This window comes from Streptomyces sp. NPDC002787 (assembly GCF_053592095.1).
This window is the reverse complement of sequence record NZ_JBSFVC010000017.1, coordinates 109,711-127,113: the sequence shown is the minus strand read 5'-3', so window position 1 is coordinate 127,113 and position 17,403 is coordinate 109,711. Positions and strand designations below refer to the sequence as shown.

The 17,403-nt window shown below is 71.2% G+C and carries 10 protein-coding genes; 5 read left to right on the top strand and 5 right to left on the bottom strand.

Translation table 11 applies throughout. From position 1 onward, the window contains the following. Positions 1–18: 18 nt before the first annotated feature. The 3 genes from ACWD26_RS24400 to ACWD26_RS24390 form a co-directional block, all read right to left on the bottom strand. A complete protein-coding gene (locus tag ACWD26_RS24400) occupies positions 19–2,277 on the bottom strand; it encodes a glycoside hydrolase family 36 protein (protein WP_451273386.1) in 2,259 nt (752 codons plus the stop codon). A 672-nt stretch (positions 2,278–2,949) separates the two neighbouring features. Then, positions 2,950–5,082: a molybdopterin oxidoreductase family protein gene (locus tag ACWD26_RS24395; RefSeq protein ID WP_451273384.1), complete on the bottom strand. Its 2,133-nt coding sequence runs from the start codon at positions 5,080–5,082 to the stop codon at positions 2,950–2,952. Between the two features lie 135 nt (positions 5,083–5,217). Further along, complete coding sequence (locus tag ACWD26_RS24390) at positions 5,218–5,829, bottom strand: SanA/YdcF family protein (RefSeq protein ID WP_451273562.1); 612 nt, start codon at positions 5,827–5,829, stop codon at positions 5,218–5,220. A 329-nt stretch (positions 5,830–6,158) separates the two neighbouring features. Here ACWD26_RS24390 and ACWD26_RS24385 point away from each other — a divergent pair, with 329 nt between their 5' ends. From ACWD26_RS24385 to ACWD26_RS24365, 5 genes are all read left to right on the top strand, one after another. Further along, entirely contained in the window at positions 6,159–7,022 is an 864-nt protein-coding gene (locus ACWD26_RS24385) for a sirohydrochlorin chelatase (protein ID WP_451273382.1), read from the top strand. A gap of 150 nt (positions 7,023–7,172) precedes the next feature. Then, the gene (locus tag ACWD26_RS24380; protein WP_451273380.1) at positions 7,173–8,468 is read left to right on the top strand and encodes a deoxyguanosinetriphosphate triphosphohydrolase; all 1,296 of its coding nucleotides are present in this window, start codon (positions 7,173–7,175) and stop codon (positions 8,466–8,468) included. Positions 8,469–8,582: 114 nt separating this feature from the next. Beyond that, on the top strand, positions 8,583–9,848 hold the full coding sequence (locus tag ACWD26_RS24375) for an NAD(P)/FAD-dependent oxidoreductase (RefSeq protein WP_451273378.1): 1,266 nt from the start codon (positions 8,583–8,585) through the stop codon (positions 9,846–9,848). 138 nt (positions 9,849–9,986) lie between these two features. After that, a complete protein-coding gene (gene dnaG / locus ACWD26_RS24370) occupies positions 9,987–11,888 on the top strand; it encodes a DNA primase (protein ID WP_451273376.1) in 1,902 nt (633 codons plus the stop codon). 214 nt (positions 11,889–12,102) lie between these two features. Continuing rightward, positions 12,103–13,419 (top strand): RNA polymerase sigma factor, encoded by a 1,317-nt coding sequence (locus ACWD26_RS24365; RefSeq protein ID WP_451273374.1) that lies wholly within the window; start codon positions 12,103–12,105, stop codon positions 13,417–13,419. A gap of 253 nt (positions 13,420–13,672) precedes the next feature. Here ACWD26_RS24365 and ACWD26_RS24360 read toward each other — a convergent pair whose 3' ends face one another. Both ACWD26_RS24360 and ACWD26_RS24355 read right to left on the bottom strand, forming a co-directional pair. Further along, on the bottom strand, positions 13,673–15,607 hold the full coding sequence (locus ACWD26_RS24360) for an ABC transporter ATP-binding protein (RefSeq protein WP_451273372.1): 1,935 nt from the start codon (positions 15,605–15,607) through the stop codon (positions 13,673–13,675). Next, a complete protein-coding gene (locus ACWD26_RS24355) occupies positions 15,607–17,340 on the bottom strand; it encodes an ABC transporter ATP-binding protein (RefSeq protein ID WP_451273370.1) in 1,734 nt (577 codons plus the stop codon). The genes ACWD26_RS24360 and ACWD26_RS24355 overlap by 1 nt, the downstream gene beginning before the upstream one ends. Positions 17,341–17,403: the final 63 nt, after the last annotated feature.

The window sequence follows — 17,403 nt, the reverse complement described above, 5'->3', positions numbered from 1 at the left end:
GTTCCCCGCGCTCCCTCCTCAGGGCGTGGCTGTCGTCAGCCTCAGCAGCAGGACCGACGGGGCTTCGGGCAGGCTCAACCGGAGCTTCGAACCGTCCCACTCGGCCGTGCCCGTCGTCGTTCCCGTCGTGGTCCCCGGATGCAGGATCTCCACCCGTACGTCACCCGCGTCTCCTCCGTCCTGCTCCGCCAAGTGCGGGAGTGGGAAGGTCTGTTCGGCGGCTCCGCCCCGGCGCCACACCGTCACGTACACCGGGCCCGTGCCCGCGACCGGCGGTCTCAGGCCCAGCGCGATCCAGTCGTCCGTCCAGCCAGGGAGGCCGAGGGGCCAGAAGGGCAGGGCGGTGCGCAGGTCACCCCGGATCGACTTGTAGGTCACCAAGGCCTCGCGCACCAACGCGAGTTGATGGCCCGTCATCCGGTCCAGATGACCGGACAGATGGATGCGGCCGAGGAGGGCGGAGCCGAGGGCGAAGGCGATCTCCGCGTCGGTGCAGGACGGTTGGGGGTAGGCCCAGACGGCGCCCTGTTCCGGGGGTACGGCGGTGGGGGCGGCCGCGGCGATGGGCGGGTAGCGCAGGGGGTCCTGCTGGTCGGAGGTGGACTGGAGCTGGGCCACGGCCAGGGAGGCGCCGTCCATGCGCATGCCGCCGGAGGCGCAGTTCTCGATGACGAGGCCGGGGTGACGGTCCAGGACCGAGGACAGCCAGGACAGCCAGGCCCGGGAGTGGGCGAGGTGGGCCGGTGCCGAGGTGGTGATGTTGTAGTCGAGCTTGAGATAACCGACGCCCCACTCGCCGACGACGCGGTCGACCGTCGCGTCGAGGTGGGCGCGGGCCGCCGGGTGGGTCAGGTCCAGCTGGTGGCGGCCCTGTTCGGTCACCCGGGTGCCGTCCTCGTGGCGGAGGAAGGCCTCGGCGGGCAGTTCGTGGGCAAGCGGGCTGCGCACCCCGATGACCTCCGGCTCCAGCCACAGCCCCGGCACCATGCCGAGCTCCCGGACGCGGTCGAGCACGACCCGGATGCCCCCGTCGCCCGGGAAGCGACGCGCCGACGGCAGCCAGGCGCCGACGCTGTCCCACCAGCCCCCGGGCGAGTCGGCGTTCTCCGTATCGCCGCTCTCGCCGCCGACCCCGTTCTCACCTCCCTCCCCACTCTCTCCGCTTTCTCCGCTCTCCCCGTCGTCGTACCACCCCGCGTCCACCACGAAGTACTCCGCGCCCGCCCGCGCCGCCGCGTCGATCAGCGGCAGCAGCTTCTCGGTGGTCGGGTCGCCCATCAGCGTGTTCATGTAGTCGTTGAAGATCACGGGGAGGGCGTCGTGGTCGGGGTGGGGGCGGCGTACGACCCGGCGGTAGGCGGTCAGCGCGGCCAGGGCCCCGTCGAAGCAGGTGCCGAGCGCGAGGGCGGCCCACTCGGTGGTGAACTCGGCGCCCGGTTCCAGGGCCTGGCGCCACTGGTGGTCGTCGTGGTTCGGGCCGCCGAGCGCGAGGTACGTCCGGCCCGCCGACTCGCCGGCCTCCCAGGCCCAGCTCGACGCCGACTCGACCTGCCACAGCCAGCTGCGCGCGTCCGTACGGTGCTGGAGAGCGCCCATCGCGAGGTGGCCGTCGGTGGGCCAACTGCCGCGCCCGGCGCAGCGCGCGGCGGCGTGGCCGGTGCCGCCGTGCGCCACGGGGTTGATGTCGGGGACGGAGTCCCGCAGCGGCTCGGCGTACCAACGGCACTCCGCGAGCCAGTCGTTGCGCGCCCGGAAGACGGACAGCTCGTCGGGGGAGGGCAGCCCGCCGAGGAGCAGGCTGGCGACGGAGCGCACGGTGACCGTCCTGGTGCCGTCGTTGCGCAGCCGGACGCGGGAGCGCAGGACGGGGATGCCGTCCGGTGAGGCGTACTCGACGAAGGCGGTCAAACCGCTGGCGGGGTCGTGGAGTTCGAAGGTGAGCTGATGCCAGGCCCCGCCGTCGTCGGGGCCGCGGGTGCCGGCGCACGTGGAGTGGTGGGCGCGGTACCGCAGACGGCCGCCGATCGCCGTGCCGGTGAAGCGCGGTCGCGCCCAGCCGGTGCCTTCGCCGAGCAGGACCAGGTCGACCAGGGGTGGCGAGGGATCGGACTTGGTCTCCTCGGGGCCGGGCTCGGGTTCACCGGGGCGTCGGACGCGCAGCAGCCGGGGGGTGTCGCCGCTCAGGTCGAAGTCGGCGGTCAGCGCGGAGTGGCCCCAGCGGTACGAGAGGCTCCACGGGAACGAGTCGGTCCATCGGTGACTGTCGTGCTGCGGCATGCGATCCCCCCGGGTCGGCTGGACTCCCAAGTGTTCACGGTGAGCTGTGTGTCGCTGTCCCATCCTCTTGCGAACGTCGGGATACCACACGAGATCTACGTACAGAAAAGCATGAATGTTCAAGCAGGTCGGGTATCGATGCTGATCACGACAGCACCACCCGTACCCACAGCGCCATCCGCACCGCCGGCGCCGGCCGCGTCACGAGCACGAGGAGCCCCACATGAACGCCGTCGCCCTGAACGAGACCGTCCTGAGAACGCCCGCCCCGAAGTCGGCGGATGGCTGGCCGAGTTCGTCGAGCGGAACGGCGGTTTCCACCACAGCCCCGAAGCCGGACCTCGGCGGCCGGGGCGGCCCGGGCATCCCCGTCCGCTTGCGGCCCGGTCCGCTTCCGGCGCCCCGTCTCGGGCCGACTCGCGGGCTGGTGTCTGGGCCGACTGCCGGGCTGGTCTGCGGGCGGGCTTGTGGGCTGGTGTCTGGGCCCGACTGCCGGGCTGGTCCCCGGGCCGACTGCCGGGCTGATCTCCGGGCCAACTCCCGGGCATTCCTTCAAGCCGTCTCCCGGGGCTCCTGGGTGCGCCCGCGAGCCCGCCCCCAGGCGGCCTCTCGCGCTCGGGGACGGCGGTCATCCTCCCCGTTCCCGCCCCCGCCCCCGGCACGGGCCCCGCCTCACTTCCCCACAGCCTCCACCCGTACCGCGCACGTCTTGAACTCCGGCATGCGGGAGGTGGGGTCGAGGGCGGGGTTCGTGAGGGTGTTGGCGCGGCCCTCGCCCGGCCAGTGGAACGGCATGAAGACCGTGTCGGGGCGGATGCCGGTCGTGATGCGGGCCGGCGCCACGGCACGGCCCCGGCGGGAGACCACGGCCACCGGGTCGCCCTCCGCCGCGCCGAGCCGCTCGGCCAGCCGGGGGTGCAGTTCCACGAACGGGCCGGGCGCGGCGGCGTTCAGCTCGTCGACCCGCCGGGTCTGGGCGCCGGACTGGTACTGGGCCACGACGCGCCCGGTGGTCAGCAGCACCGGGTACTCCGCGTCCGGCTCCTCGGCCGCCGCCCGGTGCGAGACGGGCACGAAGCGCGCCCGGCCGTCCTCCGTGGCGAACCGGTCGAGGAAGAGACGCGGGGTGCCGGGGTGCACGTCGTCGGCCGGGGCGGGAACCGTAGCCGAGGCCGAGGCCGAGGCCGTGGCCGGTGTCGTGCAGGGCCAGAACACCCCGTTCTCCTCCGCCAGCCGCCGGTACGTGATCCCCGAGTAGTCGGCCGGACCACCCGCGCTGGCCCGGCGCAGCTCCTCGAAGACCTCCTCGGGGTCAGTGGCGAAGCCCTTCTCGACGCCCAGCCGGTCGGCCAGCTCGTGCATGACCTCCAGGTCGCTGCGGACGCCGTCGGGAGGACTGATCGCCCGCCGCCGCAGCAGCACCCGGCCTTCCAGATTGGTCGTCGTGCCGGTCTCCTCCGCCCACTGCGTCACCGGCAGCACGACGTCCGCGAGGGCCGCCGTCTCCGACAGCACGACATCGCACACGGCCAGGAAGTCCAGCGACCTGATCCGGTCCTCGATGTGCGCGGCGCGCGGCGCCGACACCACCGGGTTGGAGCCCATCAGCAGCAGCGACTTGATGTCGGTGCCGAGCGCGTCCAGCAGCTCGTACGCGCTGCGCCCCGGCCCGGGCAGACTGTCCGGTTCCACTCCCCACACCTCGGCGACATGCCGCCGCGCCTCGGGGTCGACCAGCTTGCGGTAGCCGGGCAACTGGTCGGCCTTCTGACCGTGCTCGCGCCCGCCCTGCCCGTTGCCCTGCCCGGTGAGGCAGCCGTACCCGGACAACGGCCGTCCCGCACGGCCCGTCGCCAGCGTGAGGTTGATCCACGCGCCGACGGTGTCCGTGCCCTTGGACTGCTGCTCGGGCCCGCGCGCCGTGAGCACCATCGCGTGCTCCGGCTCGCAGAACAGCCGTACCGCCTCGCGGAGTTCGGGAACGGACACCCCCGTGATCCGTTCCACGTACTCCGGCCAGTGCGCCATGGCCGCCGCCCGGGCCTCCTCCCATCCGCTGGTCCGCTCGCGGATGTACTCCTCGTCCGTCCGCCCCTCGGCCACGATCAGGTGCAACAGGCCGAGGGCCAGGGCGAGATCGGTGCCGGGACGCGGGGACAGATGCAGGTCGGCCTGCTCGGCCGTACGCGTGCGGCGCGGATCGATGACGATCAGCTTGCCGCCGTTGTCCTTCAGCTCGGTGAGATAGCGCAGCGCCGGCGGCATGGTCTCCGCGAGGTTGGAGCCGACGAGGACGACACACCCCGTCTTGGGGATGTCCTCCAGCGGGAACGGCAGCCCCCGGTCGAGTCCGAACGCCTTCATCCCGGCGGCCGCCGCCGAGGACATGCAGAAGCGGCCGTTGTAGTCGATCTGCGAGGTGCCGAGCACCACCCGCGCGAACTTGCCGAGCGCGTACGCCTTCTCGTTCGTCAGCCCCCCGCCGCCGAACACTCCGCACGCGTCCGGGCCATGTTCCGTACGCGTGCGGGTGAGCCCCTCGGCGATCCGGTCGAGTGCCTCGTCCCAGGAGGCGGGTTCCAGGTTGCCCGCCCTTCTGACCAAGGGACTGGTCAGCCTGACCCGGGACGAGAGCACCGCCGGCGCCGTACGGCCCTTGCCGCACAGCGCTCCCCGGTTCACCGGGAAGTCCGCGCGCTCCGTGACCACTACGACACCTTCGGTCCCGTCCGCACCGGGCGTCAGGTTCATTCCGCACTGCAGGGCGCAGTACGGGCAGTGGGTGGGCGTCGCGGAGTTCGGCATACCACTCAGCGTGCGTCGGACGTGTTACGCGCCGGGACGCTCCCCGTTACGCCACCGGCACGGGGACCTCCCGGCGGCCCCGGGCCCGGCGTGAGGAGCCCGCGGCAGGATCACCGAGCGGGCGCCCGACAGGCACTACCCCGCCGACGCCAGCGCCTTCTCGACCCCCGGTTCCTCGGGCCCGAGGAACCGGGGGTCAGGCTCGAACAGGGCGTCCAGCGAGGCCTTGCCCGCGGCGAACAGCTCCCGCGTCGCGCCGTAGTACCAGGTCCCGTCGTGCCGGTCCCGCACCCCGACGCCGTACGACTCCACGCCCGCCTCCTGGCACAGGGCGACCGCCCGGCGTATGTGGAAGCCCTGGCTGATGAGCACCGCGCGGTCCACACCGAAGATCTTCTTGGCACGGACGCAGGAGTCCCAGGTGTCGAACCCGGCGTAGTCACTGACTATGCGACCGTCGGGCACGCCGTGCTCGGTGAGGTACGCGCGCATCGCGTCCGGCTCGTCGTACTCCTCCCGGCTGTTGTCCCCGGTCACCAGCACCACCTTGATCCGGCCCGTGCGGTACAGCTCGGCCGCCGCGTCCAGCCGGCGCGCGAGATACGGGGACGGCTCGCCCTGCCACAGCCCCGCGCCGAAGACCATCGCGACCTCGGTGCGCGGCACGTCGGCGGTGGTCCGCAGCCGGTCGTCGGCGGCCGTGAACATCCACGTCGAGGGCAGCAGCGCCAGCACGCACAGCAGCATCGCCGCCTGCACGGCCCGCCGCCGCCCCGTACGCGTACGCGGCAGCCGGACGACTCGCCAGACCCGCCTCACCGAGGCCCCCCGTTCGTCGGACGCACGAATGTGTCCTGGTTGTTTCCGACAGGCCCGACACGGCCCGTCTTTCCGACCAACGAAGACGCCGTCCGCGGTGATCCGGTTCATCGCCCCGCGTGACAAGTTTCACTCGAAAGAGCCGAAACCCCAGGTCGGGGAGGTTCACAGGCCCCTGCGGCGCAGCGTGAACCCCCGGAAAACACCCGTCACCACCGTGCAACGGGAAGGCAACGTCCCCCCGGCACCATCGGTGCATGACGGCGACGACGAGTAAGTCGAACGCGGACCTCGACAGTACGGCGCACATCATGAACCGGATCGGTGATCAGTTGGCCAGCCAGCTCAGCCTCGTCTCCCGCAACGGAACCCGGCGCCCCACCCCGCCCGCCCTCGTCCTCGTGGCGCACGGCAGCCGCGACCCGCGCGCCCTGGCGACCGTACGCGCCCTCATGGACCGTGTGCGCGAGCAGCGTCCCGGCCTCCGTGTGCACCTCGGCCACATCGAGCTGAACGAGCCCCTGCTCCCCGACACCCTCGCCGCCCTCGGCGACCGGGAAGCGGTCCTCGTCCCCCTCCTCCTCAGCCGCGGCTACCACATCAAGCAGGACATCCCCGAGATGGCCGCCGCGGCCGACGCCCACACCCGTCTGGCGGCACCTCTCGGCCCCCACCCCCTCCTCGTGGAGACCCTGCACACCCGCCTCGTCGAGGCGGGCTGGCCTACGAGGACGGACGACGCCATCCGCCGCACCAGCGCCGTGGTCCTGGCCGCCGCGGGCTCCCGCGACCCCGAGTCCAAGGTCGACACGGGCCGCACCGCCCGCCTCCTCGCCGAACGCCTCGGCGTTCCCGTGGTCCCGGCCTACGCCACCACCGCCGCACCCGACGTCCCCGAAACCATCCGCGCCCTGACCGCCCGAGGCCGCACCCGCATAGCCGTGGCCTCCTACTTCACCGCCCCGGGCCGCTTCGCCACGGAGTGCGCGGCGGCGGCCCCGTGGATCGCGTCGGCCCCGTTGGGCGCCCACCCGGCGATGGCGAAACTGATCCTGCACCGCTACGACCAGACACTGGCGACGCCCGGGACCACGGTGGAGCGAGCCCTGGCGTCGGCGTAGGGGCGCCGTGGGACTTCCGGCCGGCAGCCGCGCCCTTCAGGGGCGCGGGGAACCGCGCGACCAGCCACAACCGACCCGCACTCGCCCAAGCACGGCACCCGGCAGACGAGTAGGCACCCATTTGTCACTCCCTCCCCGTACTGTCGAATCATGGAAGGCACCGCACCCCCCACTTCGTACGACCACCCCTCCACCGAACGATGGGCCCCGGAGCCCGACAAACGCCCGGGCCGCACCGCCTTCCAACGCGACCGCGCCCGCATCCTGCACTCGTCCGCGCTCAGAAGACTCGCCGGCAAGACCCAGGTCGTCCCACCCGGCGAGCGCAGCGTCCCCGCCTGGGACGCCAGCCCCCGCACCCGCCTGACCCACTCCCTGGAGTGCGCCCAGGTCGGCCGCGAGCTGGGCGCGGCACTCGGCTGCGACCCCGACCTCGTCGAGGCCGCCTGCCTCTCCCACGACCTCGGCCACCCCCCGTTCGGCCACAACGGCGAACAGGCACTCAACGAGTTCGCCGAGGACTGCGGCGGCTTCGAGGGCAACGCCCAGTCCCTGCGCCTGCTGACGAGGATCGAACCCAAACGCTTCGTGCAGTCGGACACCACGGGCGAGCTCGTCAGCGTCGGCCTCAACCTCACCCGCGCCGCCCTGGACGCCGCCACCAAGTACCCCTGGCCCCGCGGCGGTCACCCCACGGACCGGAAGTCCCCCAAGTTCGGCGTGTACGACGACGACCGCCCCGTCTTCGACTGGGTCCGCAAGGACGCCCCCGGCACGAGCACGACCTTCGAGGCTCAGGTCATGGACTGGTCCGACGACGTGGCGTACTCCGTGCACGACGTCGAGGACGGCCTGCACGCGGGCCACATCGACCCCAACTGCCTGCACGCCGAGCCCGAACGGCAGGCGGTCTTCGAGGTGGCGCGCGGCCGGTACGTACCCGCCGACACGGACCCGGCCGAACTCGCCGAGGCCCTCGACCGCCTCCTGGACCAGGAGTGGTGGCCGCACGGGTACGACGGGACGGCGGTCGCCCAGGCCCGGTTGAAGGACGCCACCAGCCAGCTCATCGGCCGCTTCTGCCTCGCCGCCGAGGGCGCCACCCGGCAGGCGTACGGCGGCGGCCCCCTCACCCGGTACGCCGCCGAACTGGTCGTCCCGCGCGGAACGCGCCTGGAGTGCGCGGTCCTCAAGGCCGTCGCCGACCGGTATGTGATGCAGCGGGCCGAGCAGGAGCTGCTCCGCGCCGACCAGCGGATCGTCGTCGCGGAACTGGCCGGGGCGCTCACCGCCCGCGCGCCGGAGGGACTGGAACCCCAGTTCCGCGCGCTCTTCGACACGGCCGCGGACGACCGTGCCCGCAAGCGGGTGATCGTCGACCAGATCGCCTCGCTCACCGACACCTCGGCCCGCTCGCTGCACGCGAGACTGACGGGGCGGGTGTGACACGGATTGACTGACACGTGACCCTCCGTGGCCTGATCGGGTCACTCCCTCTTCCCGCATCACGCTCCGTGCGGGACGCTCGCATGTGGACGCACCCTTAAGAGGAGGCATCAAGTGGTCGACGCGGATCAGACATTCGTCATCGTCGGAGGCGGTCTCGCCGGCGCGAAGGCGGCCGAGACGCTCCGAGCGGAGGGCTTCACCGGCCGCGTGATACTGATCTGCGACGAACGGGACCACCCCTACGAGCGCCCGCCACTCTCCAAGGGCTATCTGCTCGGCAAGGAGGAACGCGACAGCGTCTTCGTCCACGAGCCCGGCTGGTACGCGCGCCACGACATCGAACTCCACCTCGGCCAGACGGTCGACGCGATCGACCGTACGGCGAAGACCGTCCGCTTCGGCGACGACGGCACCCTCGTCCACTACGACAAACTGCTGCTCGCGACCGGCGCCGAGCCCCGCCGCCTGGACATCCCGGGCACCGACCTCGCGGGCGTCCACCATCTGCGCCGCCTCGCCCACGCCGAGCGCCTCAAGGGCGTCCTCGCCGCCCTCGGCCGCGACAACGGCCACCTCGTCATCGCGGGAGCCGGCTGGATCGGCCTGGAGGTGGCGGCCGCGGCCCGCGAGTACGGCGCGGAGGTCACGGTCGTGGAGCCGGAACCCACCCCGCTGCACGGCGTCCTCGGCCCCGAGCTCGGGAACCTCTTCGCCGAGCTGCACCGCGAGCGCGGTGTCCGCTTCCACTTCGGTGCGAAGCTCACGGAGATCGTCGGCCAGGACGGAATGGTGCTGGCCGCCCGGACGGACACGGGGGAGGAGCACCCGGCGCACGACGTCCTCGCGGCGATCGGGGCGGCCCCGAGGGTGGGCCTCGCCGAAGCCGCCGGGCTGGAGATCGCCGACCGGGCGCACGGCGGGGGCATCGTGGTCGACGCCCAGCTCCGTACGTCCGACCCGTCCGTCTACGCCGCCGGTGACGTCGTCTCCTTCCCGCACGCCCTCTTCGACACCCGGCTGCGGGTCGAGCACTGGGCCAACGCGCTCAACGGCGGGCCGGCGGCCGCCCGCGCGATGCTCGGGAAGGACGTCGTCTACGACCGGGTGCCCTACTTCTTCTCCGACCAGTACGACCTGGGGATGGAGTACTCGGGGTGGGCCCCGCCCGGCTCGTACGACCAGGTGCTGATCCGGGGGGACGCGGGGAAGCGTGAGTTCATCGCGTTCTGGGTGAAGGAGGGGCGCGTGCTGGCCGGCATGAACGTGAACGTGTGGGATGTCACTGAGCCGATCCAGGAACTGATCCGGTCCCGGGCGCGGGTCGATGTGGACGCGCTCTCGAATCCTCAGGTGCGGTTGGAGAGTCTGATCGCCTAGAGGGTCGCCGGTTCGGGGCGTAGAGCGACTGCGGGCCGTATGTGGCTGGTCGCGCCCACGCGGCGGAGCCGCATATCGAAACAGCCCCCCGCCCCTTCGGGGCACAGGGATGTCAGAACGCCACCGTAGAATTCACGCGTGGCAGGACGGATCAACGACGAGGACGTGAAGGCGGTACGGGACGCGGTCCCGATCGACGCCGTGGTGTCCGAGTACCTCCAGCTGCGGAACGCGGGCGGGGGGAACCTCAAGGGACTCTGCCCGTTCCACGACGAGAAGTCGCCGTCCTTCCAGGTCAGCCCGAGCAAGGGGCTCTTCCACTGCTTCGGCTGCCAGGAGGGCGGCGACACCATCACGTTCGTGATGAAGGTCGACCACCTGTCCTTCTCGGAGGCCGTCGAGCGCCTCGCCGGCCAGGCCGGCATCACCCTTCGCTACGAGGAGGGCGGGTACAACCCGTCGCACCAGCGCGGTGAGCGCATCCGCCTGGTCGAGGCGCACAAGATCGCCGCCGAGTGGTACGCGGAACAGCTCGCCACCAGCCCCGAGGCCGACACCGGCCGGATCTTCCTCGCCGAGCGCGGCTTCGACCAGGCCGCCGCCGTCCACTTCGGCGTCGGCTACAGCCCCCAGGGCTGGGACCATCTGACCCGCTTCCTGCGCGGCAAGGGCTTCACCGACAAGGAACTGCTCCTGTCCGGCCTCGCGCAGGAGGGCCGCCGGGGCCCCATCGACCGCTTCCGGGGCCGCCTGATGTGGCCCATCCGCGACATCGGCGGGGATGTCGTCGGCTTCGGCGCCCGCAAGCTCTACGAGGCGGACAACGGCCCGAAGTACCTCAACACCCCCGACACGGCGATCTACCGCAAGTCCCAGGTCCTGTACGGCATCGACCTCGCCAAGAAGGACATCGCCAAGGCCAGCCGGGCCGTCGTGGTCGAGGGCTACACGGACGTCATGGCCTGCCACCTCGCCGGGGTGACCACGGCCATCGCGACCTGCGGCACCGCCTTCGGCGGCGACCACATCAAGATCCTCCGCCGGCTGCTGATGGACAACGGCTCGGCCCGCGTGATCTTCACCTTCGACGGCGACGCGGCCGGCCAGAAGGCGGCCCTGCGCGCCTTCGAGGACGACCAGAAGTTCGCCGCCGAGACGTACATCGCGATCGCGCCCGACGGCATGGACCCGTGCGAGCTGCGCCTGGCGAAGGGCGACGAGGCGGTGGTCGAGCTGACCGAACCCCGCACCCCGCTCTTCGAGTTCGCGCTCCGCCAGATCGTGGCGCGGTACGACCTGGAGACCCCGGCCGGGCGCGCCGCCGCCCTCGACGAGGCCGCGCCCGTCGTGGCCCGCATCAAGAACAGCGGCGCCCAGCACGAGGTCGCCGTGCAGCTCGCCGGCATGCTCGGCATCCTCGACACCCAGTTCGTCGTCAAACGCGTCGCCCAGCTGGCCCGCTGGGCCCGCGACCGCGGCGGCCAGGGCCCGGCCCCGGCCGCCCAGCGCCCTTCGCAGCCGTACGAGTCCGCCGCCCGGCCCCCGTCCGGCCCGGCCCTCACCCTCCGCAACCCGGTCTTCGCCACCGAGCGCGAACTCCTCAAACTCGCCCTCCAGCGCCCCGAGTTGGTCGCCCCGGCCTTCGACGCGTACGGGGTCGACGAGTTCACCGCCGAGCAGTACGCGGCCGTCCGCCTGGCCATCATCGAGGCGGGCGGCGTCGAGTACGGCGCCGAGGACCCGCAGGAGTACCTGGTCCGGGTCCGCGAGGCGGCCCCGGACGACACGGTGCGGGCCATGGTGACCGAGCTGGCCGTCGAGGCGATCATGCGCAAGACGGTCGACGACGTGTACGCGGGCGCCCAGCTGGTCACCGTGCGCCGCCGGGCCGTGGAACGCCGGGTGCGTGACGTCCAGGGCAGCCTGGCGAGGGCCGCCGCCCAGGGCGACCCCGCCCAGCTGGCCGCCGTGCAGAACGAGTTGTGGGTCCTCCAGCAGTACGACCAGGCGTTGCGGGAGCGGGGCGCGGAGGCGCTCTGAGCCCGGCCCGGCCCGCGCCCCCGGGGGTGAACGTCCCCGACGCACATGCCAATTCACGCCGGAGCCACCCCACTCCGTACGGCCTTCAAACGGTTTACGGCCCTCCCAGCAGCGCACTCGTACGGCACAGTAACCGTGAGGTCACGGACCGGACGCAAAAAGTCACCGCACGCCCCTCGTGGCGGCTGTGTGTCGTACTCCACACTGGGTTCCGGTGCCTGAGTCCTCGGAGCGCGGCCGACCCGTCCATGGGTTCGAGATCCCCGCGGTTCCGCTCGATGAGTACGGGATGGACGGCGGCGAGGCCGCCCGCGCCATCCCAGACGTACCGCTGTCGTACGCCTTGGCAGCGACATTCCTGGAGGTCGCCCCCGTGCAGACCCAGACCCTCATACAGAACGACATCAGTACGGCCATCAGTACCGACGGCGCGGAGCCGGACGTGGAGACCGACGTCATCACCGCGGTGCCCGCCCAGAGCCGCGCCGCGCACCACCCCGAGACGGCCCCCGACGGCCCGCCCGACCTGGACGAGCCGCCGGCCGCCGTGGTGGAGGCCATAGAAACGGCCGATCCCCCCGAGCCCGTGGAGCTGCCCCGCACCCGCACGGACACCAGCGCCCCTTCCTCCGACCTGTTCCGCCAGTACCTGCGCGAGATCGGCCGCATCCCGCTGCTCACGGCAGCGGAGGAAGTGGAACTGGCCCGCCGCGTGGAGGCCGGTCTGTTCGCCGAGGCGAAACTCGGCAGCGCACCCGACCTCGACACCCAGCTCGCCCTCGACCTCGACAAACTGGTCGTCATGGGCCGCATGGCCAAGCGCCGCCTCATCGAGGCGAACCTGCGGCTCGTCGTGTCGGTGGCCAAGCGCTACGTCGGCCGCGGGCTGACCATGCTCGACCTGGTCCAGGAGGGAAACCTCGGTCTCATCCGCGCCGTCGAGAAGTTCGACTACGCCCGCGGCTACAAGTTCTCGACCTACGCGACCTGGTGGATCCGCCAGGCCATGTCGCGCGCCCTCGCCGACCAGGCCCGTACGATCCGCGTCCCCGTCCACGTGGTCGAGCTGATCAACCGGGTCGTCCGCGTCCAGCGCCGCATGCTCCAGGAGCGGGGCTACGAGCCCACGCCGGAGGAGGTGGCCGCCCACCTGGACCTCCTGCCCGAACGCGTCAGCGAGGTCCTCCGCCTCGCCCAGGAACCGGTCTCGCTCCACGCCCCGGTCGGCGAGGAGGACGACGTGGCCCTCGGCGACCTGATCGAGGACGGGGACGCGACGAGCCCCGTGGAATCGGCGGCGTTCCTGCTCCTGCGCGAACACCTGGAAGCGGTCCTGTCGACCCTGGGCGAACGCGAACGCAAGGTCGTCCAACTCCGCTACGGCCTGGCGGACGGCCGCCCCCGCACGCTGGAGGAGATCGGCCGCATCTTCGGCGTCACCCGCGAACGCATAAGGCAGATCGAGTCCAAAACCCTGAACAAGCTCAGGGACCACGCCTTCGCAGACCAACTGAGGGGCTACCTGGACTGAGGGGCACGCTGTCGGGTGCGGGGTGCGGGTGCGGGCCGAAAAGCAAGGGGCGCAGCCCCTGCTTTCCAGGGGCGCGGGGAACTGCGCGACCAGCCCCCACCCACCCGCACCAAAGAACGCACCCAAGGCGGGGTCGAAGGGGCGCAGCCCCTGGATGGGGGCACCTCCCGCTCGAGCGAAGCCGAGAGTGGGGGAGGGACGGGTAGGGGCGGCGGGGGCGAGAAAAGCCCGCCCGCTGCCGCCGCCGCCGACCTCACTCCACCTCAACCACCGCCTCAGCGAACTGCGCCTTGTACAGCCGCGCATAAGCCCCATCCGCGGCCAACAACTCCTCGTGCGCCCCCTGCTCCACGATGGCCCCGCTCTCCATCACCAGAATCGTGTCCGCATCCCGAATCGTCGACAACCGATGCGCGATCACGAACGACGTACGCCCATGCGCGAGTTTCGCCATCGCCTTCTGGATCAACACCTCCGTCCGCGTGTCCACCGAACTCGTCGCCTCGTCCAGCACCAGAATCACCGGATCCGACAGAAACGCCCGAGCGATCGTGATGAGCTGCTTCTCACCCGCGCTCACCCCGCTCCCCTCGTCGTCGATCACCGTGTCGTACCCGTCGGGCAACGTCCGGATGAACCGATCCGCGTGCGCCGCCCGGGCCGCCTCCTCGATCTCCCCGCGCGTGACCTTCCGCGCGGCGGCCGCCCCGTACGCGATGTTCTCCGCGATGGTCCCCCCGAACAGCCAGGTGTCCTGAAGCACCATCCCTATCCCGTCCCGGAGCTCGTCCCGGGACATGGACGCGATGTCGACCCCGTCCAGGGTGATACGCCCACCGGTGACCTCGTAGAACCGCATCAGCAGGTTCACCAGCGTGGTCTTCCCCGCCCCCGTCGGCCCCACGATCGCCACCGTGTGCCCCGGCTCGACCACCAGCGACAGATCCTCGATCAGCGGCTTGTCGGCGTCGTACCGGAAGGACACGCCCTCCAGCGCCACCCGCCCCCGCAGTTCCTCCGGCCGTACCCCGGGGACCGCGTCGGCCTCCTGCTCCTCCGCGTCGAGCAGCTCGAAGATCCGCTCGGCGGACGCGACACCCGACTGCACGAGGTTCGCCATCGACGCCACCTGCGTCAGCGGCATCGAGAACTGCCGCGAGTACTGGATGAAGGCCTGCACGTCACCGATGGACAAGGCCCCCGAAGCGACCCGCAGCCCGCCCACGACCGCCACCAGCACATAGTTGATGTTCGACACGAAGAACATCAGCGGCTGCATGATCCCGCTGTTGAACTGGGCCCTGAACCCGGCCTCGTACAGCCGCTCGTTCTCCTCGGCGAACTGCTTCGCCGACTCCTCCTGCCGCCCGAACACCTTCACGAGCGTGTGCCCGGTGTACATCTCCTCGATGTGCGCGTTGAGCTTCCCGGTGGTCCGCCACTGCGCCACGAAGTGCGGCTGCGACCGCTTGCCGACCCGCGTGGCCACCACGAACGACACCGGCACGGTCACCAGCGCGACCAGCGCCAGCAGCGGTGACACCCAGAACATCATCACCAGCACACCGATGATGGTGAGGAGAGAGTTGACGAGCTGGCCCATCGACTGCTGCAGCGTCTGGCCGATGTTGTCGATGTCGTTGGTCGCCCGGCTCAGCACCTCACCGCGCTGCCGCTGGTCGAAGTACGACAGCGGTAGCCGCGACAGCTTCGCCTGGAGCTCCTCGCGCATGTGGTAGACGGTCCGGTTGATGGCCCGGTTGGACAGCCGCGTGGCCGCCGCCATCAGCAGCCCCGCGACCAGGAAGATGCCGAGGGCAACCAGAAGAACCGTGCCGACGGCGTCGAAATCGATGCCCTTGCCGGGCGTGAAGTCGGTGCCCGCCAGCATGTCGGCGACCCCGCCGTCCCCGCGCTCACGCATGGACTCCAGGACCTCGGCCTTCGTGGCGCCCGCCGGCATGTCCCGCCCGACGACCCCCGCGAACACCAGGTCGGTCGCCTTGCCGAGGATCCACGGCCCGAGCACCGACAGCCCGACGCTGAGCACCGCGCACACGACCATCGCGTACATCGTGAACCGCTCGGGCCTGAACTGGGCGAGCAGCCGTTTCCCGGACCCCTTGAAGTCCATGGAGTGCTGATCGGGGGCCCCGGCCCCCGCCATCCGTGCCAACGGCCCGGCCATCAGGCTGCCTCCGCTTCCGTGAGCTGGGAGAGGACGATCTCCCGGTAGGTCTCGTTGTCGGCCATCAGCTCGTGGTGGCGCCCGGTGCCGACGACCCGGCCCTCGTCGAGGACGACGATCCGGTCGGCGTCCCGGATGGTCGCCACCCGCTGGGCCACGATCACCACGGTCGCGTCGGCGGTCTCCCGCGCCAGCGCCGCCCGCAGCGCGGCATCGGTCGCGTAGTCGAGCGCGGAGAACGAGTCGTCGAACAGGTAGATCTCCGGCCGCTGCACCAGCGTCCGCGCGATCGCGAGCCGCTGCCGTTGCCCGCCCGACACGTTCGTCCCGCCCTGCGCGATGGGGGAGTCCAGCCCGTTCTCCAGCCGCTCGACGAACTCCTTGGCCTGCGCCACCTCCAGCGCGTGCCACAGCTCCTCGTCCGTGGCGTCCGGATTGCCGTACCGCAGATTCGTCGCCACGGTCCCCGAGAAGAGATACGGCTTCTGCGGCACCAGGCTCACCGTCTTCGCCAGCAGCTTCGGATCGAGCGTCCGTACGTCGACCCCGTCCACGAGCACCTCGCCCTCGGTGACGTCGAACAGCCGGGGCACCAGCCCCAACAGCGTCGACTTCCCGCTGCCCGTGGACCCGATGACGGCGGTCGTCTCACCCGGCCGCGCCACGACCTCGATCGACCTGAGCACTGGCTCCTCGGCACCCGGATAGCGGAAGCCCGCACCCCGGACCTCCAGGAACCCGTGCCGCCGCAGCTCCCGTACGGGCGCGACCGGCGGCACGACACTCGTGTCGGTGTCGAGCACCTCCTGGATGCGCTCGGCGCACACCTCAGCGCGCGGCATCATCATGAACATGAAGGTGGCCATCATCACAGCCATGACGATCTGCATCAGATAGGCGAGGAACGCGGTGAGCGCGCCGATCTCCATCCCGCCGCTGTCGATCCGATGGGCGCCGAACCAGACCACCGCGATCGACGAGAGGTTGATGACGGTCATCACGATCGGGAACATCAGCGCGAGCATCCGCCCGGTTCCCAGGGACACATCCGTCAGCTCGACGTTCGCCTTCCGGAACCGGTCCTTCTCGTAGTCGTCCCGTACGAAGGCCCGGATGACCCGGTTGCCGGTGATCTGCTCGCGCAGCACCCGGTTCACGATGTCGAGCCGCTCCTGCATCGAGCGGAACAGGGGGCGCAACCGGCGCACGATCAGGCTGACGGAGATCCCGAGCACCGGAACGACGGCGAGCAGCACGCCCGACAACGGCACGTCCAGCCCGAGCGCCAGCACGATGCCGCCCACACACATGATCGGCGCCGACACCACCAGCGTGAACGTCATCAGCACCAGCATCTGGACCTGCTGCACATCGTTCGTGGTCCGCGTGATCAGCGACGGCGCCCCGAAGTGACCGACCTCACGCGCGGAGAACGACTGCACCCGGTCGAACACGGCCGCCCGGATGTCCCGGCCGATCGCCGAGGCGGTGCGGGCGCCGTAGTACACGGCCCCGATGTTGCAGACGACCTGCACCAGCGAGATGCCGATCATCAGCGCGCCGAAGGACAGGATGTAACCCGTGTCCCCCTCCACCACGCCCTCGTCGATGATGTCCGCGTTCAGAGTGGGCAGATAGAGCGTGGCGCACGTCTGCACGAACTGCAGCAGCACCAACAGGACGATAGGTGTCCGATACGGACGAAGATGACTTCTGAGCAGTCGTATGAGCACGCGAGATCTCTCGGAGTCGAGGACAGGGTTCGGGATGCACCACCCCCCATCGTCGAACACTCC